The 26,414-nt window shown below is 66.7% G+C and carries 29 protein-coding genes; 13 read left to right on the plus strand and 16 right to left on the minus strand.

Features of this window, described 5'->3' with window-relative positions; genetic code table 11:
* Positions 1 to 81 precede the first annotated feature (81 nt).
* From rimM to JYA52_RS13910, 10 genes are all read left to right on the plus strand, one after another.
* Positions 82 to 657: a ribosome maturation factor RimM gene (rimM, locus tag JYA52_RS13865; RefSeq protein WP_205653749.1), complete on the plus strand. Its 576-nt coding sequence runs from the start codon at positions 82 to 84 to the stop codon at positions 655 to 657.
* On the plus strand, positions 658 to 1,470 hold the full coding sequence (trmD, locus tag JYA52_RS13870; protein ID WP_205653750.1) for a tRNA (guanosine(37)-N1)-methyltransferase TrmD: 813 nt from the start codon (positions 658 to 660) through the stop codon (positions 1,468 to 1,470).
* A gap of 233 nt (positions 1,471 to 1,703) precedes the next feature.
* Entirely contained in the window at positions 1,704 to 2,063 is a 360-nt protein-coding gene (rplS, locus tag JYA52_RS13875; protein ID WP_056632605.1) for a 50S ribosomal protein L19, read from the plus strand.
* 85 nt (positions 2,064 to 2,148) lie between these two features.
* Entirely contained in the window at positions 2,149 to 2,829 is a 681-nt protein-coding gene (gene lepB, locus JYA52_RS13880; protein ID WP_205653751.1) for a signal peptidase I, read from the plus strand.
* Positions 2,830 to 3,624 carry a signal peptidase I gene (gene lepB / locus JYA52_RS13885; protein WP_205653752.1) on the plus strand — a complete coding sequence of 265 codons (795 nt, stop codon included), beginning with the start codon at positions 2,830 to 2,832 and terminating at the stop codon, positions 3,622 to 3,624.
* Positions 3,625 to 3,626: 2 nt separating this feature from the next.
* A complete protein-coding gene (gene rnhB / locus JYA52_RS13890) occupies positions 3,627 to 4,298 on the plus strand; it encodes a ribonuclease HII (protein WP_205653753.1) in 672 nt (223 codons plus the stop codon).
* A gap of 71 nt (positions 4,299 to 4,369) precedes the next feature.
* Entirely contained in the window at positions 4,370 to 4,696 is a 327-nt protein-coding gene (locus tag JYA52_RS13895) for a DUF2469 domain-containing protein (RefSeq protein ID WP_205653754.1), read from the plus strand.
* Between the two features lie 106 nt (positions 4,697 to 4,802).
* The gene (locus JYA52_RS13900; RefSeq protein WP_205653755.1) at positions 4,803 to 5,159 is read left to right on the plus strand and encodes a YraN family protein; all 357 of its coding nucleotides are present in this window, start codon (positions 4,803 to 4,805) and stop codon (positions 5,157 to 5,159) included.
* Positions 5,160 to 6,788, plus strand: coding sequence for a YifB family Mg chelatase-like AAA ATPase (locus JYA52_RS13905; protein WP_307869371.1), 1,629 nt, complete (start codon positions 5,160 to 5,162; stop codon positions 6,786 to 6,788). It abuts the gene before it with no gap.
* 66 nt (positions 6,789 to 6,854) lie between these two features.
* Positions 6,855 to 7,070, plus strand: coding sequence for a hypothetical protein (locus JYA52_RS13910; protein ID WP_205653756.1), 216 nt, complete (start codon positions 6,855 to 6,857; stop codon positions 7,068 to 7,070).
* Between the two features lie 74 nt (positions 7,071 to 7,144).
* Here the strand turns inward: JYA52_RS13910 and JYA52_RS13915 are convergent, their stop codons facing one another.
* The 10 genes from JYA52_RS13915 to JYA52_RS13960 all read right to left on the minus strand — a co-directional run bounded on the left by JYA52_RS13915 (position 7,145) and on the right by JYA52_RS13960 (position 17,083).
* The gene (locus tag JYA52_RS13915) at positions 7,145 to 11,122 is read right to left on the minus strand and encodes a phage tail tape measure protein (protein ID WP_205653757.1); all 3,978 of its coding nucleotides are present in this window, start codon (positions 11,120 to 11,122) and stop codon (positions 7,145 to 7,147) included.
* A 289-nt stretch (positions 11,123 to 11,411) separates the two neighbouring features.
* Entirely contained in the window at positions 11,412 to 12,218 is an 807-nt protein-coding gene (locus JYA52_RS13920) for a hypothetical protein (protein ID WP_205653758.1), read from the minus strand.
* Positions 12,219 to 12,220: 2 nt separating this feature from the next.
* On the minus strand, positions 12,221 to 12,412 hold the full coding sequence (locus JYA52_RS13925) for a hypothetical protein (protein WP_205653759.1): 192 nt from the start codon (positions 12,410 to 12,412) through the stop codon (positions 12,221 to 12,223).
* Positions 12,413 to 12,423: 11 nt separating this feature from the next.
* Positions 12,424 to 12,672 (minus strand): hypothetical protein, encoded by a 249-nt coding sequence (locus tag JYA52_RS13930; RefSeq protein ID WP_205653760.1) that lies wholly within the window; start codon positions 12,670 to 12,672, stop codon positions 12,424 to 12,426.
* Positions 12,669 to 12,962 (minus strand): hypothetical protein, encoded by a 294-nt coding sequence (locus JYA52_RS13935; RefSeq protein WP_205653761.1) that lies wholly within the window; start codon positions 12,960 to 12,962, stop codon positions 12,669 to 12,671. Before JYA52_RS13935 ends, JYA52_RS13930 begins: the two co-directional genes overlap by 4 nt.
* Positions 12,959 to 13,135 carry a hypothetical protein gene (locus tag JYA52_RS13940; protein WP_205653762.1) on the minus strand — a complete coding sequence of 59 codons (177 nt, stop codon included), beginning with the start codon at positions 13,133 to 13,135 and terminating at the stop codon, positions 12,959 to 12,961. Before JYA52_RS13940 ends, JYA52_RS13935 begins: the two co-directional genes overlap by 4 nt.
* Positions 13,132 to 13,491, minus strand: coding sequence for a hypothetical protein (locus tag JYA52_RS13945; RefSeq protein ID WP_205653763.1), 360 nt, complete (start codon positions 13,489 to 13,491; stop codon positions 13,132 to 13,134). Before JYA52_RS13945 ends, JYA52_RS13940 begins: the two co-directional genes overlap by 4 nt.
* Positions 13,492 to 13,609: 118 nt before the next feature.
* A complete protein-coding gene (locus tag JYA52_RS13950; RefSeq protein WP_205653764.1) occupies positions 13,610 to 15,154 on the minus strand; it encodes a DNA primase family protein in 1,545 nt (514 codons plus the stop codon).
* Positions 15,151 to 15,441, minus strand: coding sequence for a helix-turn-helix domain-containing protein (locus JYA52_RS13955; protein ID WP_205653765.1), 291 nt, complete (start codon positions 15,439 to 15,441; stop codon positions 15,151 to 15,153). Before JYA52_RS13955 ends, JYA52_RS13950 begins: the two co-directional genes overlap by 4 nt.
* Before the next feature lie 247 nt (positions 15,442 to 15,688).
* Complete coding sequence (locus tag JYA52_RS13960) at positions 15,689 to 17,083, minus strand: recombinase family protein (RefSeq protein ID WP_205653766.1); 1,395 nt, start codon at positions 17,081 to 17,083, stop codon at positions 15,689 to 15,691.
* 180 nt (positions 17,084 to 17,263) lie between these two features.
* On the opposite strand from JYA52_RS13960, the gene dprA reads away from it, so the two are divergent.
* From dprA to JYA52_RS13975, 3 genes are all read left to right on the plus strand, one after another.
* Positions 17,264 to 18,406 carry a DNA-processing protein DprA gene (gene dprA, locus JYA52_RS13965; protein ID WP_205653787.1) on the plus strand — a complete coding sequence of 381 codons (1,143 nt, stop codon included), beginning with the start codon at positions 17,264 to 17,266 and terminating at the stop codon, positions 18,404 to 18,406.
* Positions 18,407 to 18,477: 71 nt separating this feature from the next.
* On the plus strand, positions 18,478 to 19,404 hold the full coding sequence (locus tag JYA52_RS13970) for a tyrosine recombinase XerC (RefSeq protein WP_205653767.1): 927 nt from the start codon (positions 18,478 to 18,480) through the stop codon (positions 19,402 to 19,404).
* A gap of 249 nt (positions 19,405 to 19,653) precedes the next feature.
* Positions 19,654 to 20,157 carry a DUF3145 domain-containing protein gene (locus JYA52_RS13975; RefSeq protein ID WP_205653768.1) on the plus strand — a complete coding sequence of 168 codons (504 nt, stop codon included), beginning with the start codon at positions 19,654 to 19,656 and terminating at the stop codon, positions 20,155 to 20,157.
* Between the two features lie 71 nt (positions 20,158 to 20,228).
* Here the strand turns inward: JYA52_RS13975 and JYA52_RS13980 are convergent, their stop codons facing one another.
* The 6 genes from JYA52_RS13980 to JYA52_RS14005 all read right to left on the minus strand — a co-directional run.
* Positions 20,229 to 21,464 carry a beta-ketoacyl-[acyl-carrier-protein] synthase family protein gene (locus JYA52_RS13980; protein WP_205653769.1) on the minus strand — a complete coding sequence of 412 codons (1,236 nt, stop codon included), beginning with the start codon at positions 21,462 to 21,464 and terminating at the stop codon, positions 20,229 to 20,231.
* A 176-nt stretch (positions 21,465 to 21,640) separates the two neighbouring features.
* Positions 21,641 to 21,886, minus strand: a complete 246-nt coding sequence (locus tag JYA52_RS13985) for an acyl carrier protein (RefSeq protein ID WP_205653770.1) — start codon at positions 21,884 to 21,886, stop codon at positions 21,641 to 21,643.
* An 81-nt stretch (positions 21,887 to 21,967) separates the two neighbouring features.
* Positions 21,968 to 23,056, minus strand: a complete 1,089-nt coding sequence (locus JYA52_RS13990) for a beta-ketoacyl-ACP synthase III (protein ID WP_205653771.1) — start codon at positions 23,054 to 23,056, stop codon at positions 21,968 to 21,970.
* Complete coding sequence (locus JYA52_RS13995; RefSeq protein WP_205653772.1) at positions 23,053 to 23,982, minus strand: ACP S-malonyltransferase; 930 nt, start codon at positions 23,980 to 23,982, stop codon at positions 23,053 to 23,055. The genes JYA52_RS13990 and JYA52_RS13995 overlap by 4 nt, the downstream gene beginning before the upstream one ends.
* 88 nt (positions 23,983 to 24,070) lie before the next feature.
* On the minus strand, positions 24,071 to 25,315 hold the full coding sequence (locus JYA52_RS14000; RefSeq protein ID WP_205653773.1) for a PucR family transcriptional regulator: 1,245 nt from the start codon (positions 25,313 to 25,315) through the stop codon (positions 24,071 to 24,073).
* 198 nt (positions 25,316 to 25,513) lie between these two features.
* Positions 25,514 to 26,414 (minus strand): transketolase-like TK C-terminal-containing protein (locus tag JYA52_RS14005; RefSeq protein ID WP_443623172.1); only part of this gene is annotated, 901 nt, incomplete at its 5' end.

Genomic DNA, 26,414 nt, shown 5'->3' on the forward strand with positions numbered 1-26,414 from the left:
GGCCGTACTGCTTTCACCGCCCGCTGGCCGATCACGGCGCAGCGCAAACTTTGAGAAACGCACTCCGGAACAGAGGATCACATGCAGCTTCAGGTGGCACGAATCGGCAAGCCCCACGGAATACGCGGCGAGGTGACAGTCCAGGTACTCACCGATGCCCCCGAAGACCGCTTTGTCCCGGGAACCGAATTCGTGGTGGAGCCGGCGTCGGCGGGCCCCCTGACAGTGCACAGTGCCCGCTGGAACAAGGACATCCTGCTGCTCGCCTTCGAGGAGATCGAAACGCGGAACGAGGCCGAGACCCTCCGCGGGGCCAAGCTGTTCATCGAGACAGAGGAACTCGACGAGGACGACGACGAGGGCTGGTACGAACACGAGCTCGTTGGCCTCGAAGCCCGCGTGGGCTCCCAGGTCGTGGGCAAGATCTCCGGCCTGAACACGATGCCCGTACAGGATCTGCTCGTCGTGGAGACGCCCGACGGGAAGGAAATCCTGATCCCGTTCGTGGAGCAGATCGTCCCGGAGGTCAATGTCGAGGAAGGCTATGTCCTGGTGACGCCGCCGGCCGGACTGTTCGAGATCAACACCGAACACGAGGGCAGTGACGAGGTCAGCCCCTCTGTTGACGAAGAGGATCAGCCGGGAGCCGCAGGCTAGATGAGGATCGACGTCGTCAGCATCTTTCCCGAGTACCTGGCACCGCTGGAACTGTCGCTGATCGGCAAGGCGCGCCAGGACGGCCTGCTGGACCTCAGCGTCCACGACCTCCGGAGCTTCACCACGGACCGCCACCGGACGGTGGACGACACTCCGTACGGCGGCGGCGCCGGTATGGTCATGAAGGCCGAGCCCTGGGCCCAGGCCCTGGCATCGGTGGCCGCGGCCCAGCCGGCGGACGCCGGCAAGCCGGTACTGATCGTGCCGTCACCGGCAGGGGAGCGCTTCAATCAGGCACTCGCCTACGAGCTTGCCGAGGAGGACCACCTGGTCTTCGCCTGCGGCCGGTACGAAGGAATTGACGAACGCGTCATCGAATGGGCCGAAGAGTACTTCACGGTGCGCCCGGTGAGCCTGGGCGACTACGTGCTCAACGGCGGCGAAGTTGCCGTCCTGGCCATGGTGGAGGCCATCGGCCGGCTGCTGCCGGGCGTGGTGGGCAATCCCGAATCCCTGGTGGAGGAGTCACACTCCGACGGCCTGCTCGAGTACCCCGTCTACACCAAACCCTCCGTCTGGCGGGAACGGGAAGTGCCGGCGGTGCTGCTCAGCGGCAACCACGGAAAAATCGCGCAGTGGCGCCGGCATGAGCAGTACCGGCGGACGGCGGAACGCCGCCCGGACCTGCTGGAGGCGTTCGACGCCGGCAGTCTTCCCCGCGCGGACCGCACTGCTCTCGCGGACCTGGGGTACGACGTCGTCGACGGTCACCTCAAGAGGCGGCCGGACGCCGGAAGCCAGCCCGCCTCCTAAACCTCCGGCGGCAATTGGTTGTAGACCGCCGGATGTGGCAAAATGAGTCTTTGTGTCTGCTGGGCACCGCACCTGCCACAGGGGGAGCGCAGCCAACAGCAAGGCAACCCGGTACCGCCAATCAGTGGCGGGACCGGACACAACACTTTCGGCGGCAATTTCCGGACTTCTGTCCGGGCTTGGCCGCCGTGACCCAAAGTGAATGACCTGTGGCGTTCACCAGGAGTGGATCAATGCATATCCTCGATTCCGTAGATGCAGCCTCGCTGCGCACCGATGTTCCCGAGTTCCGCGCGGGTGACACCCTCAAGGTTCACGTGAACATCATCGAAGGCAAGAACTCCCGCGTCCAGGTATTCCAGGGCTTCGTCCTTGGCCGCCAGGGCGACGGCATCCGTGAGACCTTCACGGTCCGCAAGGTTTCCTTCGGTGTCGGCGTAGAGCGTACCTTCCCGGTGCACTCCCCGATCATCGACAAGATCGAGCTCGTCACCAAGGGTGACGTGCGTCGCGCCAAGCTTTACTACATGCGTGCACTGCGCGGTAAGGCTGCGAAGATCAAGGAAAAGCGCGACTTCAGCACCGCCAAGTAAGTCTTTTCGGACTTTCACGGCGGGTCCCTGACCCGTATCCGGCCAGCGCCGGAGCCATCCGCAACAGCGCCACAGGATACGGATCATGGACCACACGAAACGCCAGCCAGGGAAACCGGGCTGGCGTTTTGTGTTTCTGGCGCTCGCCCTCGCCGTCCTGGTCAGCGGTCTGGTCCGTTCACTGTGGCTGGATGTCTATTTCATTCCCTCGGCCTCCATGGAACCGCTGTTCAATACCGGCGACAGGATACTGGTGTCCCGCACCGATTTTCAGTCGGCGCCGATCCGCCGCGGCGACGTCGTGGTGTTCGACGGCCGCGGTTCCTTCGCGCCGCTGCACTCCGGCGCGGGTCCGCTGGCGGAGGCACTGTCCTCCGCCGGACACTGGCTGGGGGTTATGGGCAGCGACACCACGTACGTGAAGCGCGTCATCGGGCTGCCGGGCGACAGCATCGTGTGCTGTGACGCCCAACAGCGGCTCACAGTAAATGGCCAGCCGATCGTGGAACCCTATGTCCATGCGGGAGATGCGCCCAGCGACCAAAAATTCAGTGTGTCAGTGCCGGCGGGACGGCTCTGGCTGCTGGGCGACCACCGCTCGGTCTCGGCCGACTCCCGCAGCCTCCTGGGGGCGCCGGGCGGGGGCATGGTGCGCATGGACAAGGTGATCGGCCGGCCGGTACAGATCATCTGGCCGCTTGATAGATTTGCCTCAGTGGCACGGCCGCCCCAGGTGGCCACTACAACGACGAAGGACGGACAGTAAATGCCGGAGAACGATCCCGGGACTTCCGAGCCGCGGCAGGCTGCTGCCAGGCAGGGAAGGCATGCTTTGGGTGAGCCCGTTCCGGCTGTGTCTGCCGGAGGCAACGGGAAGGAGCCCGCTCCGCCACGCAACCCGTTCCTGCTGTGGCTGAAGGAGATCGCCACGGTGGTGGTGATCGCCGTCGTCCTCTCCTTCCTCATCAAAACGTTCCTGTTCCGGGCCTTCTACATCCCGTCGGAATCCATGGTCAGCACGCTGGACGTCAACGACCGCATCTTCGTCAATCTCCTCGTTCCGGAGCCGTTCGCCCTGGAGCGCGGCGACGTGGTGGTGTTCAGGGACACCAAGGGCTGGCTGCCGCCGGCGCCGCAGAAAGTGGATGGCCCGTTCACCTGGGTCGAGGACGGCCTGACGTTTGTTGGGCTGCTTCCGGACAACTCGGAGCAGCATCTGGTGAAGCGCGTCATCGGACTGCCGGGCGACCACGTGGCCTGCTGCAACGCCGACGGCAAAATCACCGTCAACGGGGCCCCGCTGGATGAAAAGTACGTCAACCCTGCCGAGGTGCCGCTGGTGCGCGACTTCGACGTCGTGGTCCCGGCAGGCAAGGTCTGGGTCATGGGGGACAACCGCAACCACTCCGCCGACTCCCGGGCCCACATGGACTCCAACGGCGGTTTCGTGGACCTTGCCGACGTCGAGGGCAAGGCCGCCGTCATCGCCTGGCCGCTGAACCGCTGGGCGGGCCTGGACAACTATCCGGACGTCTTCAAGAGCGTTCCCCCGGAAGGCTAGCGATGTCCGTTGCACCCACCCTTGACTACGAGAAGCGGTTCCTCCCCCGGGGAGCGCGGTTCCTGGCCGGCGTCGATGAAGTAGGCCGCGGCGCCCTGGCCGGTCCGGTCAGCGTGGGAATAGCCGTCGTTGACCTGCGGCGGATGGAGCTGCTGGCGGATGTCCGGGACAGCAAGCTGCTCAAGGCCGCCGACCGGGAACGGCTGGACCCGCTGGTCCGGGCCTGGAGCGTTGCGTCGGCAGTGGGGCATGCCACTGCCCGGGAGATCGACGAACTGGGCATCATGGGGGCGCTGAGGACCGCCGGCAACCGGGCGTGGTTCGACATCCTCGGCACCGGCATTACGCCGGATGTGGTGCTGCTGGACGGGAGCCATAACTGGCTGTCGCCCGCCGTGCAGCCCTCGTTGTTTGACGAGGTGACGGTCGATCCGGGCTGCGATGCACCGGTGCACACGCTGGTCAAGGCGGACATGCAGTGCCTGAGCGTGGCCGCGGCGAGCGTTCTGGCCAAGGTGGAAAGGGACCGGACCATGCAGGAGCTGCACGTTGAGTACCCCGCCTTCGGCTGGGACGTCAACAAGGGGTACGGCACGGCGGCGCACCGGGAAGCCATCCGGGTCTCCGGACCCACCCCGTATCACCGCGTCAGCTGGAATCTGCTGGCCGAATAATGCGGGGGCCGAGGCCCCGGTGCGCCGGTCCCGTGTGCGCAGGCGCCCGCCGCATGGTGCAAGATGGAACCATGAGTGCCGAGGATCTTGAAAACTACGAAACCGACATGGAGCTCCAGCTCTACCGTGAATACCGCGATGTCGTCGGGCTGTTCAGCTACGTGGTTGAGACCGAGCGCCGCTTCTACCTCGCCAACCACGTGGACCTGCAGGCACGCAGCGCCGACGGCGAGGTTTACTTCGACCTCACGCTCCAGGATGCCTGGGTCTGGGACGTCTACCGCTCCGCCCGGTTTGTGAAGAGCGTCCGCGTCATCACCTTCAAGGACGTCAACGTCGAGGAGCTGCCGCGCAACGAGGAGCTGGCCCTGCCCAAGGACGCCGACCTGGGCAACTGACCGACTCCTCCTGCACAGTGGTCCGTTCCGCCGCTTTTCCCACATAGCGCGATCGGCGTCTTTTGGCGCCGGCGCCGCCCCCGCAGTCTGGTTGCGGAGGTAGAAAATGAAAGCCAAAGACCTGCTTGGCCGGCGCGGGGAAGAGCTCGCGGCGGAATACCTGGAATCGCTGGGCATGCTCATCGTGGAGCGCAACTGGCGCTGCCGCGAGGGCGAGATCGACATTGTTGCGCTCGACGGCGACGCCCTGGTCATTGCCGAAGTGAAAACGCGCCGCTCCCTCGCCTTCGGGCACCCCTTCGAGGCGGTAAGCCGGGACAAGCTTGCACGGCTGCACCGGCTGGGATCGGCCTGGTGCCGTGACCACGAGCTCCGGATGCCGCTGCGCCGCGTGGACGTGATTGCGGTGCTGGACGACGGCGTGTGCGAGCCGACCCTTGAGCACCTCCCGGGGGTGGGGTAGGTGGGCCTGGGAAGAACGTACTGCGTGGCCTTGGTGGGGCTGAACGGCTACATCGTGGAGGCCGAGGCCGACATCGGCCAGACTCTGCCGGCCTTTGTGATCCTGGGTCTGCCGGACGCTTCACTCAACGAAGCCAAGGAACGGATCCGCTCCGCGGCGCAGAACTCCGGAATCCCGCTGAGTCGGCGGAAAATCACGGCGAACCTCATCCCGGCGTCCCTGCCGAAAAGGGGCTCGGGCTTCGACCTTGCCATTGCCATGGCCGCGCTGTGTGCCGCCGGTGACATCAGGACAACCGGCCGCACGGTATTCATCGCCGAGCTCGGCCTGGACGGCCGGCTGCGGCCCGTCCGCGGTGTCCTCCCGGCCGTGATGGCCGCTGTCCAGGCAGGCTATCCGGACATCGTGGTGGCTCAGGCGAACGCTGCTGAGGCGGAGCTGGTACCCGGCGCACGGGTACAGGGCTACAAAACCCTCGCTCGGCTCGCTTTCGATTTAGGCGCAGACCCCCAGGAGCTGGCCCTTGACTTCGAACCGGAGGACGAGGAGGCAAACGAAGAAGCCGGCCGCACGCCTGGCACAGTCCCTGACATGTGCGATGTCGCCGGCCAGGGAGATGCACGCAGGGCGCTGGAAGTGGCCGCGGCCGGGGCCCACCATCTGCTGCTCACGGGGCCGCCGGGTGCGGGAAAGACCATGCTGGCCGAACGGCTGCCGGGGCTGCTGCCCGATCTGGGTGACACCGCGGCCATGGAGGTGACCGCGATCCATTCGCTGTGCGCGCTGCCATCGTCATCGCTGCAGCTGGTGCGGCGCCCGCCGTTCGAGAGTCCGCATCATACGGCGACGTCCGCTGCCATCATCGGCGGCGGCACGGGACTGCCGCGGCCCGGCGCCGCATCACGGGCCCACCGTGGAATTTTGTTCCTGGACGAGGCTCCGGAATACGAACGCGGGGTGCTCGATGCACTCCGCCAGCCGCTGGAGAGCGGCGAGCTGGTGATCCACAGATCCGCGGGAACCGCCGCCTATCCCGCCCGCTTCCAGCTGGTTCTTGCCGCCAACCCGTGTCCCTGCGGGAAGGCATCGGGCAAGGGCATCGAGTGCATGTGCACTCCCATGATGCGCCGCCGGTACCTGGCGCGGTTGTCGGGGCCGCTGCTTGACCGGGTCGATATCCAGCTGCAGGTCGAGCGCGTTTCGCTGGCAGACTTCGGCCAGGCAGGTGGCGAGGAAGACACCGCAACGGTCGCCGGCCGGGTGCGGGCGGCCAGGCGGCGCCAGCTGCAGCGGCTTGGCGGTCTGGGCATGGAAACGAACTCGCAGGTTCCCGGCAGGATCCTGCGCGGGGAGTTCAGGCTTGCGCCCACCACCACGCGCATCCTGGATCAGTCGCTCGCACGGGGCGTCCTCACAGCACGCGGCTACGACCGCGTGCTGCGGCTACGGTGTACACGTAAATTGCATACGTTACGAAAGCAGGGGGAGAGGGTACGTGGACCTCGAAGAACTCAAAGCGAAGTTCGCTGGCCGGCGGGTCAAGTTCGTTGGCATGTACGGCACAACGGACGGGCCGGAGGGGAAGGTATGGCGCGTAAGCAGGCACGGAATCTGGGTTACGCTACCTGACGGCACTCGCCAGCAATGGCATCCGGAGAGCATCGCAGTAATCAACAACAACCAGGGGGACAACCAGTGACAACCACCACAGCACCAGCCGGCTTCACCATCCCAGCCACCGTCGGCGGGAACATCCACAAGGGCCCGGCCGCGGGCGACGTCGAAACCACCTGGACGCCGGAAGAGGGTTTCCTGGTCTACGTCGGCGACTCCGAAGGCATGACAGTCGATGAGGCAAGGAAGCTGGCTGCAGACCTGCGAGGCGTGCTGGAGCGCGTCGCAGACCTGTAGACAGGCACAAGAGAGCCCCGCATCTGGCAACGGATGCGGGGCTCTCTGCTTTGCGGGTGATGGGTCCGCAAACCTTACCGGCGGCCGGGCCGGACGTACTGGGAACTCGCGTCCGCGCTGCGGATCTCCGAGCGGGCCACCTGCGTGGCGACGCCGTTGAACACTCCGAGGATCTCGCCGGAGTCCATCACGAGTGTGCCCGTCATCGCCATGGGCCCCTGCGCGGCCGAGGCAGGGATTGGGCGGTAGGACGTGGCCGGTGTGTAGACCTTCGGGACGACGCTCATGGCATCGCCCAGGGCGCTCGCCTGCTTGGCAACGCTACCCTTGCCGGCTTCGAGCCGCGCGGCGAGCGTGCCGGTGAAGTTGTCACCGATCGCCGCGGCCTTCCTCGAGGGGGAGCGGATGCCGAGGGCCTTCTTCAGTGCGGCCTCCATGCTAAGGCCGATCTTCAGCATCTGCTGTTCGATGGCCTTCTCCTGCGACTGCAGGCCCTTCACCAGCCCTGCGGCGGCGTTGACCCCGCCCTTGTACATGGCGTTCGTGACGTAGGTGCCGGCCGCGTTGGAAGCGGAGTCAATAGCGGTGTACACGCCGTTGAGGTCCCGGACGTCGGCCTTGCTGCCCTTCAGCAGCGCATCCGCGGCGGCGCCGCCCTCCGCTGTGCCGAGGCCAGCGATCTCCTGGAGGATCGCGCCGGAGTAGCCCATCTGCTGGAGCCGCTGCAGTTTCCCGGCGAAGGCACGGATTCGTCCCAGGGCGGCCTGTCCGGCGCCGCGTATCCCGCCCACGGTCACCTCCGAGAAAGGGCTCGTGGCCTTCATCGCGCCGCCGATGCTGAACTCGCCCGAGAGCGTGCCGGCGACCGTATCCCGGACCTGAGTGAGGTCTTCCATGCGCTGCTTCGCCGTCTCCAGGGACTTGCCCAGCCGCTCGGATCGGGCGTACAGTCCGCGGAGCATCTGGTCAGACCAGTTCGCCCGCTGCAGCAGCGTTCCCCGCTGGGAAGGAAGGTTGCCGCTGTTGGCCACCGTGCGCAGCCGGTCGGAGAACGAGTATGCCGAGGACAGCCCGCCGGCGACAGTCCGGTAGGACTCCCCTCGGGCATCGTCCAGGCGCAGCTCCGCGGCTTGCTCGGCCCGGTAGGCGGCTGATTTCTTCAACTCAGCCAGCCGCCGCTTAGCTGCCGCTGACACGGCCCCGCCGGCGGCGAACTTGGGCAGTATGCCGGCGTCGAGCATCCGCCGGAACCGGTAGACCTCAGCCTGGCCACCCATCTTGCGGACGTCGTCAGCGTCCAAGACATGCTCGCCGTCAGACAGGAGGGCGAGGATGGAATCGGATGTGTCCGTGCCCGGCCCGGCCACGGCCCCGCCGACGGCGAAAGCCTGCGGCCCCTTGGTCTTGCCGCCGCCGTTGTTCTGCACCGAGTCGGAACGCGTGCTTGTAATGATCTCGGCGCGGTGGGTGGTGATGTAGATATTGGCCGTCTTGCCATTCACGGCATCTACGGCAGCACCCGTCTCCTGAGCCATGCGCTTGGCCGCATCGGACATCCAGGTGTTGATGTTGGCCTTGGGCGGGATGTCCATGACATCGCGGGCCAGCGCGTCAGCAGCGGCGCCCGTGAGGCCCATGCCTTCGCCGGTCTTCTTCATCGCGTTGAAGGTGTCCACGAGGTTCTGCTGCAGCTCGGGCATGCCAGCGCCTGCCTTGGCCTTCGCCTCTATCTCAGCCATGCCCGTCTGGGCGACAGACTGGAACTGGGCGTTCAGGATCCGGCCCGCGTCGGTCGTCCGGTCGAAGTCCGTCTTGGACTTGTTCAGCGCCGCGCCGAGCCCCATCTGCTCCTTGGCCATGGCCTTTGCGGCTTCCGCCCCGTAGCCCTGCGCCTCATACTGCTTTGCGATGGCAGCGGTGGCTTCCTCAATAGCACCCGCCGTGGCGTCGATTGCCGCCTCGTGAGCCGCCTCGGCCTCGCGTGCGCTCAAGTTGGAAAGGCCCGCAGCGAACAAGGCCGCCGTGAACTTCTCTAGGTCGGTTGCAGCACCCTGGGCAGACACGCCAATCTCGTCAAGCGCTTCCTGCACCTCGGGCGTGATCGGAACAACCTGGCCTGTGGCGTCGGTGTAGCTCTGGACGGCGCTGGTGGCGGCGCCCATCGAGGCGGGGACCTTGCCCATGGCGAAGTCGAGGAGGTCCTGGCCTTCGACGACGACGCCGGCCTCGTTGGCCAGCCCCTGCAGGGCGTCCTTGTAGCCGGGAACTGCGTTCAGCGCGTCCTGGGCGCTCTTCCCGTTCTTCTCGAACTCGCTGGTGAGCAGCTTGAAGGACTGCGCGGCAGTGTCCGCGCCGCCGTTCTTGGTGAGGTTGCCCATCTCGTCGCCGAGCCTCTTGAACTCGTCGGTGACCTGCCCGATGTGGGTCTTGGGCATGTTGACCAGCTGGTTCAGCGGGTCGGCGAGGTTCAGATTCATCCAGTCGTTGAAGTCCTGGTTGGTCAGCTCCCGGACAGCGTCGGACATGCCGTTCACATTGGTGACGACGTCGGCACTGAACAGCTTGTTCCAGCCTTGGAAGACACTGTCCAGCCCGGAAGGGTCGATGTCCTTGCCGGAGTTGGCGACCTTCAGCAGGGCCTGCCCGAAGTCCTCCGCTGACTTGGTGTCGTGTTCACCGAAGACTGCCCCGGCGACCTGCAAAGCCACCAAGGCGCCGGCGGCGACTCCCGCTGCCTTGCCTACGCCGCCGATGACACTGGCCGCTTTGGAGCCCTTCGGGGCTATCTGGTCCAGGGAGTCCTTGAAGTCGGCGACCTTGGGCAGGATGGTCATGAACGCGCCGCCGAGCAGCAGGCCGGCCCCGGTGATGCCGGCGATGCCGAGGCCTGCGTTCAGTGCCGGGGTGGGGATCTTGCCGAGGCCGTCCACCAGGTCCTCGGCACCCTGCACCAGACCGCGCAGTGACTCGGAGACACCGGACCCGCTCTTGATCAGCAGGGAATCGAACGAGCCGCCCAGCTTCTCAATGTCGCCGGCGAGGTTGTCCTGCTTGATCGACGCCGTCACAGCTGCGTAGCCGGATTCGTTGACCTTGTCGATCCAGTCGCCGATGCCCTTTGCGCCCTGCTCGTAAAGCACGTTCGCGCCTCGGATAGCGTCGGTCCCGAAGATAGTCGCCAGGGCGGAATCGCGCTGCGCCTGAGTCAGGCCGCCGAGCTTGTCCTGCAACTGTCCCGCGAGGCTGGTAACGCCGACAAACGCGCCCTTGGAGTCGTACGCGGCGATGCCGAGCTCTGCCATCTTGTCAGCGGACTCACCAGCGGGCGCTGCCAGCTTCAGCAGCATCGTCTTCAGGGCCGTGCCGGAGTCCGAGCCGACGAGGCCGGCGGAGGCGAACGCGGCGAGCGTGCCTGTCGTGTCCTCAAGGCTGAGGCCGAACTGGGAGGCCACCAGCCCGGACTGCTTCAGCGCCCCGCCGATGTCCTCCACTGACCCTTGGGCTTTGCCTGCGCCGGCGGCGAGGAGGTCCGCGACGTGGGGAATGTCCTTGCCCTGCAGCTTGAACTGTGTGAGCGCCGTAGCGCTGATTTCGGCAGCTTCTCCGACTGCCAGGGAGCCGGCTGCGGCCAGCGACAGTGCCCCCTTCAGACCACCGGCTAGGACATCCTTGGTGGAGACGCCGGCCTTCGCCAGCTCGTCGATGCCCTGGGCGGCTTCCTTCGCCGAGAAGGACGTGTCAGCGCCGGCGTTGATGGCGGCTTCGCGGAGCCGGTCCATGTTGCCGGCTGTCTCATGGGTGGAGGCTTGGACTTCGGACATAGCCGAGTCGAATTCGCTGGCGGCCTTCACCGCGAGGGCAACGCCGGCCAGCAGACCCGCGCCCATGACCATCCCGGCGCGCCCGACGCGGTCCATGTGCTGCTCGTTGTCTTTGGAGAACTTGGCGAGCTTGCTGCCCATGTCCTCAGCGGCCTTGCCCGCCGTCCTGAGGCCGGACATGAAGCCGGAGACCTTCGCCTCCAGCTCGATGCTGATACTTCTCGTTGCCATAAAAAATCCCATCACTAAGTAAGTGTTGTGGGATGCCCCTATTCTACCGAACGAGCCTGGGCGGAACGGGGATCCCGTGTTCTGAGCCGTGGGGGGTGACCCCCTAGAGACTCTGCGGCAGGGACCGCCGGAGAGCATCCTTCACACCGCCGCGAAATTCGCGGTTTTTGTGGGGCCGCTGATCAAAAAGGTCTATCCTGCGGCGGTGTGTAAGACTCTCTCCGGCGGTCATTTCGGCCGCGCCCTTTGGGGGTCACCCCCCTGGGGGCGCGGCCGGCCTGCCTCCTGCCTAGACCGTCTGCCGGCCCTTCAGCGGGTGCAGGCGGGGAAGGGTGGCCTCGTGGAAGCGCAGCCACTCCGTCTCCTGCTCCGAGGGCGTCGGCAGCCACGGTTCAAGGCCCGGCGTGGACACGAGGTACACGAGGCGATCGACGGTGCTGGCAGCGCCCGGCATGGGCGGGATCATGCCGTGCGAGCCGGCCTTGTATCCGACCAGAGACAGGTAGTTCTTGGCGATAGAGAAGGAACCGCGGTAGTCCTGCTCCACTCGCTTGGCCGTGAGGCTGGCGTGTGCCTGACGGATGCGGCCATACCTGTCGGCGAGCAGCTGCAGTTCGACGTCCTCGCCCGCGTTGGGCTTGGACTTCACGATGGTCCGGGCCTGGGCGAGGACGTCGTCGTGCGCAGGCCTGAGGTAGCTCGTGATGATACCGTCAGCGCCGTCGTTGGTGAAGTGGTTGAACACGCTGCGGACTGCCTGTTCCCTCGCCGTCTCCATCGCGTGGAGCAGGAGACGGTGGGCTTCGTTGCGGCGGCGCTCCTCCAGGATCTCATCACCTGTTGGCCATTCGGGTTTGTCGTCTCCGGCGCGGGCGAGGATGAGTTCGGTCAGCTCGTGCTCTGAGCGTTCGGTGGGTGCGGGGATGGTGGCGTATGCCTGGTCGATGCGGTACACGCGCAGCGCGTCGTTGATGAGTGCGCCGGGCAGGTCGAATGCGCCCGTCTCGGGGCCGGTGAGGACGGTGGCGTACCTGCTGAGGTTCTTGTCTGATCCGATGATGGTGGAGATGGGGAGTGCCTTGGTTTTCGTTGACATGGTTAGTTGCCTTTCTGGTTGTTGGTGGCGTCGATGGTGCTGAGGTCCGCCCCCCGGGCTTCGAGGATGATGTGCGTTCGGAGGCCGCGTTCGACGAGGCTGCGGGCCATCTGCGCGTAGCTCGGCGGCGGGGCGGCGGGCAGCTCGGCGGGGATGGGCCGGGTGCGGCGCTTGGTGGTGTTGCGGCGTGGCATCGTGTTTCCTTTCAGCTGGGGTTGGCGAAGGCTTCGAGGACCAGGGCGAGGACGAGTAGGCCGCCGTCTGGGTGCCCTTCGGCCATGCTGTCCATGAGGCCGGCGCTGATGGTGACCAGGGCTTTGGCGATGTCGAGCTGGCGCTGTTGCGGGTCCTCGGAGTCCATGGCGGCGGTGATGACATGGGCGTCCGTGAGGGAGCCGGGGCGTTCGAGTACTTGGCTTATGAGCGCGAACGCTGCTTCCTGTTCTGGTGTCATGGCTGGGCTTCCTGTTTGGCTTCGGCGATGAGGCGGGCTTGCTGGTCTTGTTTGTCGGCGTAGTGGTTGGCGAGGGTGCCGGCGAGGACTGCCGCGGTGCTGGTCCCGTCGGGCAGGGTCTGCCACTCGGCGGGCAGGACGTCGCGGATGGCTTCCCTGGCTGCGTAGGCAAGTTCGGAGGCCCTGACGGTCGGCGCCGGCCGGCGTTCCCTGGGCGGCTCGGGTCGGTGCAACTGTGCGCCTGGTCGCTCGCCGCTGGCACCGGCGCCGAGGGTGGTGAGGTCTATCACTGTTGGCCTCCGGTCCGTGCTTGGCAGGTGCAGCGCTCGCGTTCGGCGAGGAGCTGCTTGAGTTCTGTTTCGACGGCGTCATAGTCCGCTTGCAGGTACTCTCGCTTCTTTGTCTGCATGCGGGCTTCGCGCCTCCACCAGCGGCGGGAGTCGGGGACTGTCTTGCCCGTCATGGCCGGCCATCCTTGGGGAGGACGATCAGCTGGAGCCGGTTGTACGCGTCGGTGAGTGTCTGGCGGACGTCGTCGAGCCCGTCGCCTTCCGGTGGGAGGAACTTATTGTCCTGGTAGCGCGGGGTCCAAAGCGGTTTGGTGAGGTGCCACATGCGGACCAGGGCGCCGGTGGCGTTGTCCTTGCCGATGAGTTCGATGCCGGGGTTGCCGTGGTCGATGCCGGAGCGGATCCGGCCGATGGCTTGGAAGCGATCACGGTGCTCGAAGCGGAGCTCGTCGAGCTGCTTGGCGATGTCCTTGGTGATCAGGACGCCTTCGATGGTGAGGGTGTTGAGGCTGGCTTGCGTGGTTGTCATGCTGAATTCCTTGAGTTTTCGGGGATTTTTTGAGGGGAGTGGCGTTAGTGGCATGGCTTAAGGAACTTTTCTTTACCCGCACGCGTAGAAAGAAACAGTTGCCACGCCACTTGCGCCACTAATAGCCATTCGAGCCTGCGAATGCGCTGAGTCCGGTGAGTGGCTGGAGACGGATTCCGGCGCGGATGCGAACTCCGCCGGTGCCTTTCCTCGCCTCATAGCCGCGTTGCTCCAGCTGGATGCCGAAGGCGCGTTTGCTCATGGGCGGGTGCCCTTCGGCTGCTGCCCATTGGCTCCATGCCTGGTGCAGCGGCTCGGTGAGTGATGAGTACTCGGGGCCGGTCTCGCATTCCTCGCTGATGAACCGTCCCAGGGCGTCGGCATCGCGGTGGTAGTTGTCGGTGGCGGCGCGGACTGCGGCCGGTTCGGCGAGGCCGTGCTGCTGGTAGCCCTGCCAGCCGGCGACTGCCCAGGCGAGGACGGCGTCCATCTCCAGCTGCAGCTTCTCGGGCAGGTGCGGGTCCTGCTCTTCGGCGGGGATGACGACGTCGAATGGTATGACGCGGATGCGGGCCCAGATGGCGGCGTCGTCTCCGCTGACTTTGGGCAAATGGTTGGTGACCAGCGCCGCCGTGTGCGAGGGCGTGAACTCCGTGAAGTCGTGGTAGAGGCGTCTGGCGCGGATCATGTCGCCGCCGGTGAGCCTCTTCATGGTGGCCTCGGCTAGCCGGCGGTCCTTGTCGGACTCGGAGACGACTACCCAGCGCCGGCCGCGCAGGTCCATTTCGCCGGTGGGGTGGGCGCCTTCGCGGTGCATGAACAGGTCGGGCTCGGCGGTGGCGGCGTAGTTGCCCAGGGCGGCGCTGAGGGACTGGTAGAACACGCCTTTGCCGTTGCGGCCTTTACCGGTGAGGATGGCGAGGACGTGCTCGAGGACTTTGCCGGCGAGCGCGAGTCCGGCGTAGCGCTGCAGGAAGCTGCGGGCGTCGGCGTCGGGCAGTACGCGGGTGAGGAACGCGTCCCAGACGGGCCCGGCCGCTGCGGGGTTCCATGCGGCGTTGGCGCAGCGTGTCATGCGGTTGGCGGGGCTGTGCGGGTGCAGCCGCATGGTGTGCAGGTCCAAGGTGCCGTTGGCGACGTTGAGCAGGTAGGGGTCAGCGTCGAGCTGGTCGGCGGTGATGGCGAACTCTGGTAGCGCTGCGGCGATCTTGAGGACGCCGTCGATGCCGTTGGCCGTCTCGCATTTGCGGATGTCCTGGAGCATGTCCGGGTTGTTGGGTGAGAGGCGGTAGGCCTCGGCGAGGACGTGCAGGACGGCGCGCTTGGCGTGGCCGGTGCGGTCCTCCTGCCAGCACCTGCCGTCCCAGTGGTGCCAGCCGAGGCCGTGGACGTGCAGCAGCTGGTCTTTGGCGGCGTCGGCGAGGAGGTAGGCCATGCGGACTTGGCCGCGGTGGATCTGTGCGCCTTCCTGGGCGAGCTGGGGCTGCGCGGCCTCGGCCGCTGGTGCGGCACCGTGGGTGTGGATGGTGGCGCCGTTGAGGGTGTTCAGCTCGGGTTGTTCCGCGCCGCCGAGGCCGTGGACGGATACAATGTTCCTGGTTGTTGTTGTACTGGTTTGAGGGCCCTCGGTTGCTGCCGGGGGCTTTTCCATGTCCGGGCTCACGCGGTAACACCGCCTGCCGGGCGGAAGAGCATGGCGAGCCGGTCGCGCTGCTCGGGGCTGAGCGGCGGGGCCGCGGCGACGACGCCGGCTATGTGCGCTTCGAGGTCGGTTGCCGGCGCGATGATGTTGTCCAGGTCGGCGCGGCGAATACGGACGGCGCGTTGGCCGAGCTTGCATGCGGGGATGTCGCCGGAGCGGACACGGCGGCGCACGGTTTCGGGCGTGACCCTGAGGTATTCGGCCGCTTCGCGGACCGTGAGCAATCGCTCTTCTGTTTGGGATGGCAAGGGGAGCCTCCGGGCAGTCTTGAAACTGCCGCGGCTCCGGGGGAGTCAGGACGGGTCCGAGTCCACTGCCTTACCCACGTGATGCGGATGGTGCCTTTACACTGCTCTGGTTTCTTCGCCCGCCGTGCTTCGCGCTCGGACTTCGCTGCGGGGGCTGCTCTGACTACACATTAACAACTCTTCGAGACTAGTTACGCCACTTTGCGCCAATTTCTAGCGTGTCGGGGTTAGTTTCTGCCGGGCAGGGTTAGGCGAGCTTCCACTCGATAGAGACGGTGTCGGGGTTGAAGGTGCGGGTTCCCCGCCCTGGCGGGTGCAGGGTTACGGTGGCGAGGATGTCGATGACGGCGCGCCGCTGACTGGTTCGAAGGGTGTCCCATGCGGCGCGGACGTCTTTGGTCTTGATGAGCGGGCCGAGGACGTCGACGCGGCCGGCGTCGGCCATGGCATGCTCGGCGGCGGCAAGCTTCTCATTGATGCGGGCGGTCGCGGCGCGGAGCTGCTGGGCGGTCAGCTCGCCGTCTGCGAAGTCCGTTGCCAGGGAGTTGAGGCGCTGGCGGAGCGCGGTGGCCTCGGCGCGCAGCTGGGGGAGGTCTGCCTTGGTGGAGTCCGTGAGCAGGTGGCCGGCGTCTGGCAGGGACAGCCGGGCTGCGATGACCTGGGCGACGTACTCTTCGACGGGCTCGGCCTTCCGTGCGAAGTGGCCGGTGCTCTCTGCGCAGCGGTATCCGCGGACGCCGCGGCGGGCGTTGGCTCCGGCGTGGACGTTGCCACCGCACACGCCGCACTTGCCGATGCCGGAGAGGAGGTACTTGGCGGCGTTGGGCGTGACCTGCCCGGAGCGGTGGGTGAGGATCGCCTGGGCGGCCTGCCACGTTTCCTCGGGAACAAGGGCAGGCCACAGCGCGTCGGCGACTATCTCGCCCTTGTGGGCACGTTTACCCATGTACCGGGGGTTGCTGAGCACGTCGCGGACGCTGGAGCGCGTCCAGGGCGAAGGCTGGCCGGCGTTCGCTCCGCGGCGGGCCTGCCCGGTGACGAATCCTTGCTCGTTCCAGACGCGCGCGATTTCTCCGAGCGGCATGCCGGCGAGGAAAGACTCGAAACCGGCCGCGACGGCCGCGGCCTCTGCCGGGCGAACCTGCATGCCGTCGGCGTCGTAACCGAATGGGCGCCGGCCTCCAGCGCGCTTGCCGGCTGCAGCGGCTTGCTGGGCGGCGCGACGCTGCCGGTCGGACTTCATCTCTACCTCCATGCGGGCCACGCTGCCGAGCGCGTCGGCGACGAAGCGGCCTGCCGCCGTCGAGAAGTCGAGGTCCGCGCCGTTGACCAGGGCGAGCTGGGCGCCCTGGTCACGGCAGGCCTCATAGAGGCGCAGCTCGTCGCGGCGGTTGCGCTGCAGCCGGTCCAGTGACCAGGCGATAACCACCTGCGCCTTCCCGGTCTTGACGGACTTGAGGACGTTCTCGAAGCCGGGGCGGCGCTTGCCGCTGTAGGCGCTGAGGTCGTTGTCGGTTTCGATGGCTGCGACTGTCAGGCCGCGCTCGGCGGCTTTGCGCTCGCAGTCCTCGCGTTGCCGGCTGACGCCGAGCTGCAGGCCGGTACGGTCGTCGCTGATGCGGAGATAAATGATTGCTTTCACATATGCAAAACTAGCATGCAGGTGCTAGCGTGGACCCTCGCAGACCTTGGCGGCCGGGAACGTCCGGACCTCAATGACATCGGCCAGGCTCTCAGCCTCCGGCAGGCTGCTTCGGCAGCCGCGTGAAAGGGACCGAACGTGCATAACGAGAGACTCGCGCGGGCCGCCCTGTCCCGGCTGATGGAACCTCAGGACTCGGCGGGACTGGCACTGGTGCAGGTGGCGGGCGCGTTGGATGCGCTGGGCATTGCCACCGGGCAGTTGAGCTACGGTCCCGCACTTGAACAGGAACTCACTGGTGTACTGGCGGAACACAGCTCGACGGCATCCTGGGCGGGATTGGGCGCGGCCCTCAAACGGTGGGCACCCAGGGTCCCGGACCTCGCCCCTGAACGGGATTTGGCCACCATGCAGCGGCTGGGAGGCCGGCTGATCATTCCTGGAGACGACCTCTGGCCCGACCAGCTGGGGGATCTCGGCATCCACGAACCGATCTGCCTGTGGTGGCGGGGAGTAGAGCAGGAGCTTCCCGCTGCCGCAAAGTCGATCGCGCTGGTCGGTTCCCGGGACAGCACGAGCTACGGAGCGGCTGTCACCGGGGACCTTGCCTATGCCCTGGCGCAGCGGGGCTTCACCGTGGTCTCCGGAGGCGCCTATGGAATTGATGCGCATGCGCACCGGGCGGCCTTGGCAGGCAGCTCGGAGTCAATGCCGACAATCGCCGTGATGGCCGGAGGGGTGGACCGTTTCTACCCGTCGGGGAATGAGGACCTGCTTCGAGCCGTGGCGAACCAGGGTGCGGTCCTCGCCGAGGTGCCGCCCGGATCCGCGCCCACACGCTACCGTTTTCTGCAGCGAAACAGGCTCATCGCAGCCTTGGCCTCGGTCACGGTTGTTGTCGAGGCCAGATGGCGGTCGGGAGCGCTGAACACGGCGCACCATGCGGAGTCCCTGGGCAGGGCTGTGGGCGCGGTGCCGGGGTCCGTCCACAGCGCCAACTCCGCCGGATGCCACCGGCTGTTGCGTGATGGCGGCGCCATATGTGTGACGGACGCCGGAGACGTCGCCGAACTCGCCGCACCGAGCGGCGACTTCCTGCCTGATCCACGGGACGGCAGCAGTGCAGTCCATGACGGGCTGACGCTGGAGGACCTGATCCTGCTGGATGCCCTGCCATTGCGGTCCACCAGCTCAGTGGAGAAACTCTGCACCGTGGCGGGTCTTGCCCCGGAAGCTGTGCGGGCCGGACTCGGAAGGCTTGGCCTGCTGGGACTCGCCGAATCACGCAACGGCGGCTGGAAGCGGTCCAAAAATGCCGGCTGACCCGGCGAACCCCACCGCGGCTCGCCGCGACGGATCCTTGACGGCACGCCGATTGCTGGGAAAGTGAGATCGTGGACAAAGTGGAACTGCCGCCGGCGCTGGCTGAAGCGGCCAGCAGCTTCGGCCGGTATCTGACCGGTGAGCGTGCCCGGTCGGCGCACACTGTGCGCGCGTACCTCTCCGACCTCGGAAGCCTGCTGGAACACGCTGCAGCGGAGGGAGCCCGCGAGCTCGCGGAGATTGAGCTCGGAACCTTGCGGCGCTGGCTGGGCGCCCAGAGTGAAGCCGGCATCTCCCGCTCCACCTTGGCACGCCGGTCGGCCACTGCCCGGACCTTCACCGCCTGGGCGCTCCGGGAGGAACTCATTGAAACGGATCCGGCCCTGCGCCTGAAGGCGCCGAAGGTTGAAGGCTCGCTGCCGGGGGTGCTGCAGCAGCAGCAGCTGGTCAGGCTGCTCACCGAGCTGAACGAGGCAGCGCAGGACGGCTCGCCGATGGCGCTGCGGGACCGGGCCATGGTTGAACTGCTTTATGCCACCGGCCTCCGCGTCGGTGAACTTGCCGGTCTCGACATCGATGACCTCGACCCCGACCGCAGAACCCTCCGTGTCCTCGGCAAGGGCAATAAGGAACGGACGGTTCCCTACGGACTGCCGGCCGCGCTCGCCGTGGACGATTGGCTGCGCCGGGGCCGCACCAAGCTCGTGGCCGCAGGCAGCGGGCCTGCGCTGTTCCTGGGCGTGCGGGGCGGCCGCGTGGACCAGCGCCAGGTGCGGAGCGTTGTCAAAGGCCTCTTTGAAGCGTTGGGGGACACCGCCGCCACCGGTCCCCATGCGCTGCGCCACTCGGCGGCCACACACTTGCTCGACGGAGGGGCCGACCTTCGGGCGGTACAGGAAATCCTGGGGCACAGCAGCCTGGCCACTACGCAGATCTACACCCACGTCTCGGTCGACCGCCTCCGTAAGAGCTACCAGCAGGCGCACCCGAGGGCGTAAGGCTGCGGCCGCCGTCGGCGTGCCTTCACGGCGCGCCGAATCCCACTGGCGTAATTAGGCGAGGTACGGCACAATAAGAGCCAAGTCCGGCAACTTTCAAGTTGTGCTTCAAGCCTTTGGCCGTCTTGCAAGCCCGGCAACACTTTCATAGATTGGCAGGAGTTCGAGGCACCACGCGGCGCCCGGAGCAGCAGATATCCATCCATGCAGGTCGTTGGGGAAGACGTACCTACAGCTATGGAGGATGGAATGTCTGTTGTAATGACCCGCGGTGTGCTTTTTATTCACTCGGCGCCTACCGCACTGTGCCCTCATGTTGAGTGGGCCATTGGATCTGTCGTGGACAAGCGGACAGATCTTGAGTGGACCCCTCAGCCTGCCGCGCCCGGAATGTTCCGTTCGGAGCTTTCCTGGACCGGCGCGCAGGGGACAGGTGCGCAGCTGGCGTCTGCCCTCCGGGGCTGGGCACATCTGCGCTTCGAAGTGACCGAGGAACCCAGCCAGGGCGTAGACGGCGGCCGCTGGTCCCACACGCCGGAACTCGGAATTTTCCATGCCGTAACGGACGTCCACGGCAACATCATGGTCTCCGAGGACCGCATCCGCTACGCCTACGAGTCCGGGGCGGGCGACCCGTCCGCTGTCTACCACGAGCTCTCCCTTGCCCTTGGCGAGGCCTGGGACGAGGAACTGGAGCCCTTCCGGCACGCAGCCGAGGGTGCACCCGTCCGCTGGCTGCACCAGGTCGGCTGACCCGCCATTCCCCATAGCAACGAAGAAGCCCCCGCCGACCGGCGGGGGCTTCTTCGGTATTCATTCAGCAATCACACGCTGCGGACAGCGATGACGGCGTTGTGGCCGCCGAAGCCGAACGAGTTGCTCAGTGCCACAATGTCTCCGGCGGGCAGGTCACGGGAGGAGGTGACGACGTCGAGCGGGATCTCCGGATCCTGGTTCTCAAGGTTGATCGTCAGGGGGGCCTTGCGCTCGTGCACCGCCAGGACGGTGAGGACGGCCTCGACGGCGCCGGAAGCGCCAAGCAGGTGGCCCATCTGCGACTTGGTGGCGGATACGGCCACGTTGTCGACATGGCCGCCCAGGGCGGCCTTCAGCGCGGTGTATTCCGGCTTGTCGCCCACAGGCGTGGAGGTTGCGTGCGCATTGACGTGGACGACGTCCTCGGCCTGGATGCGGCCGTCAAACATCGCCGCCTTCAGCGCCCGGGTAGCACCGAGGCCCTGCGGGTCCGGCGCCGTGATGTGGTAGGCGTCGGCCGTCACGGAGGTGCCGGCGAGTTCGGCGTAGATCCGTGCACCGCGGGCCAGGGCGTGCTCCTCCGCCTCGAGCACGAGCGCGCCGGCGCCCTCACCCATGACGAAACCGTCACGGCCCATGTCGTAGGGCCGGGAGGCGCCCTGGGGATCATCGTTGCGGCGGGAGAGGGCCTGCATGGAAGCGAACGCGGCCAGCGGCATCGGGTGGATGGCGGCTTCGGCGCCACCGCACATGACGATGTCGGCCTTGCCGGAGCGGATCAGGTCCAGGCCCAGGTGCAGGGCTTCGGTGCCGGAGGCGCACGCCGAGACGGGCGTGTGGGCGCCGGCCCGGGCGCCGAGGTCAAGGCTCACCGCGGCGGCAACACCGTTGGGCATGAGCATGGGGACAGTCATGGGCAGGACCCGGCGGGGGCCCTTCTCCTTCAGAGTGTCCCAGGCGTCCAGGAGGGTCCAGACGCCGCCGATGCCGGTGGCGAAGGCCACTGCCAGGCGGTCCTGGTCGAATTCGGTGATGCCGGAGTCGGCCCAGGCCTCGCGGGACGCAATGACGCCAAACTGGGTTGAGGGGTCCATGCGCTTGGCCTCAACGCGGCTCAGCACGTCCAGGGCGGGCGTGGAGCAGCGGGCGGCGAAGTGAACGGGAAGCTCGTACTTGGCGACCCAGTCGTCCTCCAGCGTGCGGGCGCCGGAAACCCCCTTCAGCGCGTTTTGCCACATTGTGGGTACGTCGCCCCCGATGGGCGTGGTGGCGCCCAGCCCGGTAATGACTACTTTGCGTGTCATGGGATCACTCTCTGTCGGTGCGCGAGCCTGTCCCGTGCTTCTTGGCCGGAGGCCTGCATCGGCGGCGTGCGAGGGGGTCTTCGAAAAGTCTGTGGTGGTGCATCGGCTGGCCGGCCGCAGCAGTGAAATGCGGGCCGGCCAACCGAGATTCAGCCGGTGTGCGGCTGGAGCCTGCTTTAGGCCTGTGCGCCGGCGATGAAGCTGACAGCGTCGCCCACGGTCTTGAGGTTCTTGACCTCTTCGTCGGGGATACGCACGCCGAACTTCTCCTCAGCGTTAACGACGATGGTCATCATGGAGATGGAGTCGATGTCCAGGTCCTCGGTGAAGGACTTGTCCATCTCGACAGCCTCGGGGGCCAGGCCGGTCTCTTCGTTGACGATTTCAGCCAGTCCGGCCAGGATCTCTTCGTTGCTAGCCATTGATGGCTCCTTTTCTTGTATTGCCGGCAGGGGCTGCCGGAAACGGGGCAAACCGCGGTTGCGGCTTGGTATGGGGGATTCCTACGGAAGGACTACAACCTGGGCGCCAAATACCAGGCCCGCGCCGAAGCCGATCTGCAGCGCGAGGCCGCCGCTCAGGCCGGGGTGTTCCTGCAGCAGCCGGTGCGTGGCCAGCGGGATGGACGCCGCTGACGTGTTGCCGGCCTCCGCGATGTCGCGGGCCACGGTGACCGTTTCGGGCAGCTTCAGCTTCTTGACCATTTCGTCGATGATGCGCATGTTGGCCTGGTGCGGAATGAAGGCCACGAGGTCCTCGGCCTGGACGCCCGCTGCATCGAGGGCCTGCTGTGCCACCTTCGCCATTTCCCAGACGGCCCAGCGGAAGACGGTCTGGCCGTCCTGGCGCAGCGTGGGCCAGATGGCGGCGTCGCTGACAGCCGCTTCTTCCGGGCTGAGGGCGCTGCCCTGGGGCGGACCCGCGTGAACGAGTGACCCCGAGCGCGCCGCGGAGTACTCGCGTACATCGAGCAGGGAGTGGGTCATGCCGATCGCATCCCACTTGCTGCCGTCGGAACCCCAGACGGACGGGCCGATTCCCGGTGTCTCGGACGGGCCGATGACGACGGCGCCGGCGCCGTCACCCAGCAGGAAGGAGATGGTGCGTTCGCTGTTGTCGATGACGTCGGACAGCTTCTCGGCCCCCACCACGAGCACGTACTTTGCGGTGCCGGAGCGGACCAGCGCATCACCCTGGGCAATGCCGTAGCAGTAGCCGGCGCAGGCGGCCGAGATGTCGAACGCCGGGGCGGGCGTCGCGCCGAGCCGGTCGGCAAGGCTCGCGGCCGCGGAGGGCGTGGCGTAGGGGTGCGTCACGGTGGAGACGATCACGGCTCCGAGCTGGGAGGCCTCGATGCCGGCCTTCGAGAGTGCCTCGCGAGCGGCGCCTTCAGCCATGTCGATCACGCTGACGTCGGCAGGGGCGCGGTGGCGGGTGATGATCCCCGTGCGCTGCCGGATCCATTCATCGGAGGAATCAATCCACTGGCAGACGTCCTCGTTGGTCACCACCACATCGGGGCGGTAGGCACCGACACCGAAAATCCGGGTGTGCTCGTTGATGGGTGCCTGCTTCAGCGTGGGAACGCTCATGCCTGTCCCTCCAGTTCTGCGAATAATGCAAGGGCTGCGGACAGGTCTTCCGGGGTCTTCACTGCCACGGTCTTGACGCCGGGCATCCCGCGCTTGGCGAGGCCCGCCAGCGTGCCGGCGGGTGCCAGTTCAATGACGCCGGTGACGCCGCGCTGCGCCAGTGATTCCATGCAGAGGTCCCAGCGGACAGGGCGCGACACCTGGGCGATCAGGCTGTCCACGGCGGCAGTGCCGTCGGTGACTTCCTGGCCGTCAAAGTTGGACAGCAGGGGAACAGTCGGTGCCTGCGGCTGCAGCTCCGGGCGCAGCGCTTCGAGGGCGCTCACCGCCGGTGCCATGTGCGAGGTGTGGAACGCCCCGGCCACCTTGAGCGGAATGACCCGGGCCTTGGCCGGCGGGTTTTCCGCCAGGGCCTTGAGCTGGTCGAACGTACCGGCGGCGACGGTCTGGCCTGCCCCGTTGACGTTGGCAGGGGTGGCGCCGGCTGCCTCGATGGCGGCCAGCACCTCTGCGGGGTCGCCGCCTACCACGGCACTCATGCCGGTGGGGGTGACGGCGGCGGCCGCGGCCATACTGTTGGCGCGTTCACGGACGAAGGTCATGGCTTCTTTTTCGGTGAGCACTCCGGCCAGTGCCGAGGCCGTGATCTCGCCCACCGAATGTCCGGCCAGGATGACCGGCAGGGAGCTGAGTTCGACGTCGAACAGGGACTTCGCGGCCACAAGGCCGGCTGCGACGATCAGGGGCTGCGCAACGGCAGTGTCCTTGATGGTCTCCTCATCCGAGGTAGTCCCGTGCGCCGTGAGGTCAATGCCTGCGATTTCGCTGAGGGAGGCCAGATGGCCTGCTACGGAAGGCAGTTCCAGCCAAGGGGCCAAGAAACCGGGGGTCTGTGAGCCCTGTCCAGGGCAGACGATTGCAAGCACGTAACCAGCTTTCCAAATTACCGCGTGAACCAAGGGTGTTTGCGTACACCAAGCTCACTGGGTCAGTTTGTAGGAAGTCTACAACGGTTCAGTTGTGATTCCGCCCAGGCTGGCGCTCTGCGGCGGCCTTGGGCGGGGTCGAAAGCCGGCCCACGACCAGGGCCGCTTGAAGCACAAAGGCCTCCCGCGGGAGCAGGGGGTCCCAGCCGGTCACGTCACAAACCCGCTTGAGCCGGTAACGGACGGTGTTGGCGTGGACGAAAAGTTCGCGGGCGGTTGCCTCCAGCGAATGGCCCAGTTCCAGGTAGGTGCCCAGGGTTTCCACCAGCCCGTTGGACGCCGCCAGCAAGGGACGGTAGATGTTTTTGACGAGCGACCGGCGAGCCGCATCGTCCCCGGAGATCACGCGCTCGGGCAGCAGGTCGTCGGCTGCCACCGGCCGCGGGGCGGACGGCCAGGCCCGCGCTGCGGTGAGTCCCGCGAACGCGGACTGGGCAGAGCCGCTGGCCTCCAGCAGGGAATTCGCCTCGGCGCCGTACACCACGGGACCCGGCGCGAACATTTCGCTCAGTTTGAGATACGCCGTTTCACGGTCATGGACGCCACCGAGGATCAGGATGAGACGGTCGCCCTGGATCCCCACCAGGGCGTCCTCCGCGTACCGGCCGGCGGTGCGCCGAAGTTCGCTGACATAGCTGGCGCTGGGTTCCGACGGCGAATTCCCCACCATCACCGTGAAGCGTTCCTGGGCTTTCCAGCCAAGCGCAGCGATTCTGGACCGCAGCGCGTCCGTGTTTTCACCGCGCAGGATGGCATCCACAATCAGGGCTTCCAGCCGGGTGTCCCACGAACCCCGCGATTCGGCGGCCCTCGCGTAGACGTCCGCGGCGGCAAACGCCACCTCGCGTGAGTACCGCAGGACGGCCTCCCGCAGTGACGGCTGGTCGGCTTCCGGCGCGATCACCGGGACCTGGTCCTCGACCACCTCAACCACGATCCGGATCAGCTGGAGGGCTTTTTGGAGGCTGATGGAGCGGGTGAGTTCCGTGGGGGCTGTGCCGAAGACATCCGTGAGGATCCACGAGGGGGAGCTGGGACGCTCGTACCAGGTGACGAATGCGGCGATGCCGTTTTGGGCCACAAGGCCCAGCGCGGAGCGCTCGTCAGAGCTGAGCCGGGTGTACCAGGGCAGGGACTTCTCCAGCTGGCGCATGGTGGTGGTGGACAACTGGCCAACACTCGCCCTGAGCTTCTTCAGGGTCTCCGTCTTCTCCGGTGTGGTATTGCGTGACACCGGTTTGCGCTTTGCGGGGGCGGGGGTTGGCTGGGGCATGCATCGAGCATACGGTGCCTGACGTGCAAGCTCCATTTTGTGTAAAGGCTACAACTGCGGTTGCGCTGCGTCACAACGCTGCAGAAGCACCCGAACGACGACGGCGGCCCCCACCTTCCGGTGAGGGCCGCCGTCGTTTGCGGTATCCGCTGGTTGAGCCTGTCGAAACCCGGTTCCGGCAGGCTCAACCACCAACAGTTAGGACTCGCCGCCCGCGTTGCCGGTGGTGCCGGCGTTGACGTTGTGCAGGCGGTACTTCTCGATGGCCTGCGCAGGCGCCTGCGCGTCAACCTCACCGCGGCGGGCCAGCATCTCCAGAGAACGCACCACGACGGAGTGGGTGTCGTTCTTGAAGAAGCGGCGTGCCGCGGCGCGGGTGTCGGAGAACCCGAAGCCGTCCGCACCGAGGGAGGCGAACTCGTTCGGGACGAACTGGCGGATCTGGTCCGGGACGGCCTTCATGTAGTCCGAGACGGCAACCACCGGGCCGGTGGCGCCGGCGAGCTGCTGGGTGACGAACGGCACCCGTGCCGGCTGGCCGGGGTTCAGGAACGCCTCTTCCTCGGCGGCCATGCCGTCGCGGCGCAGTTCGTTCCAGGACGTGACGGACCAGACGTCGGCGGAGACGCCCCAGTCCTCGGCCAGGATCCGCTGGGCCTCGATGGCCCAGGGAACCGAGACGCCGGAGGCAAGGATCTGCGTGCGCGGGCCGTCGATCTTGGCCGGTGCCAGCAGGTAGATGCCCTTGATGACCCCTTCAACGTCCAGCTCTTCCGGTTCGGCGGGCTGGGTGATGGGCTCGTTGTAGACCGTGATGTAGTACATCAGGTTCCGGTCCGTGGAATCGGGACCGTACATGCGCTCAAGGCCGTCGCGGACGATGTGTCCCATTTCGTAGCCGTAGGCGGGGTCGTAGGTGACCACTGCCGGGTTGGTGGCGGCGAGGATGGGGGAGTGTCCGTCGGCGTGCTGGAGTCCTTCACCGGTGAGGGTGGTGCGGCCGGCGGTGGCGCCGATGATGAAGCCGCGGGTCATCTGGTCCGCGGCTGCCCAGAAGGCGTCGCCGGTGCGCTGGAAGCCGAACATGGAGTAGAACACG

Origin of the sequence: Arthrobacter pascens, assembly GCF_017052465.1 — a bacterium.
Classification (GTDB): Bacteria; Actinomycetota; Actinomycetes; order Actinomycetales; family Micrococcaceae; genus Arthrobacter; species Arthrobacter pascens.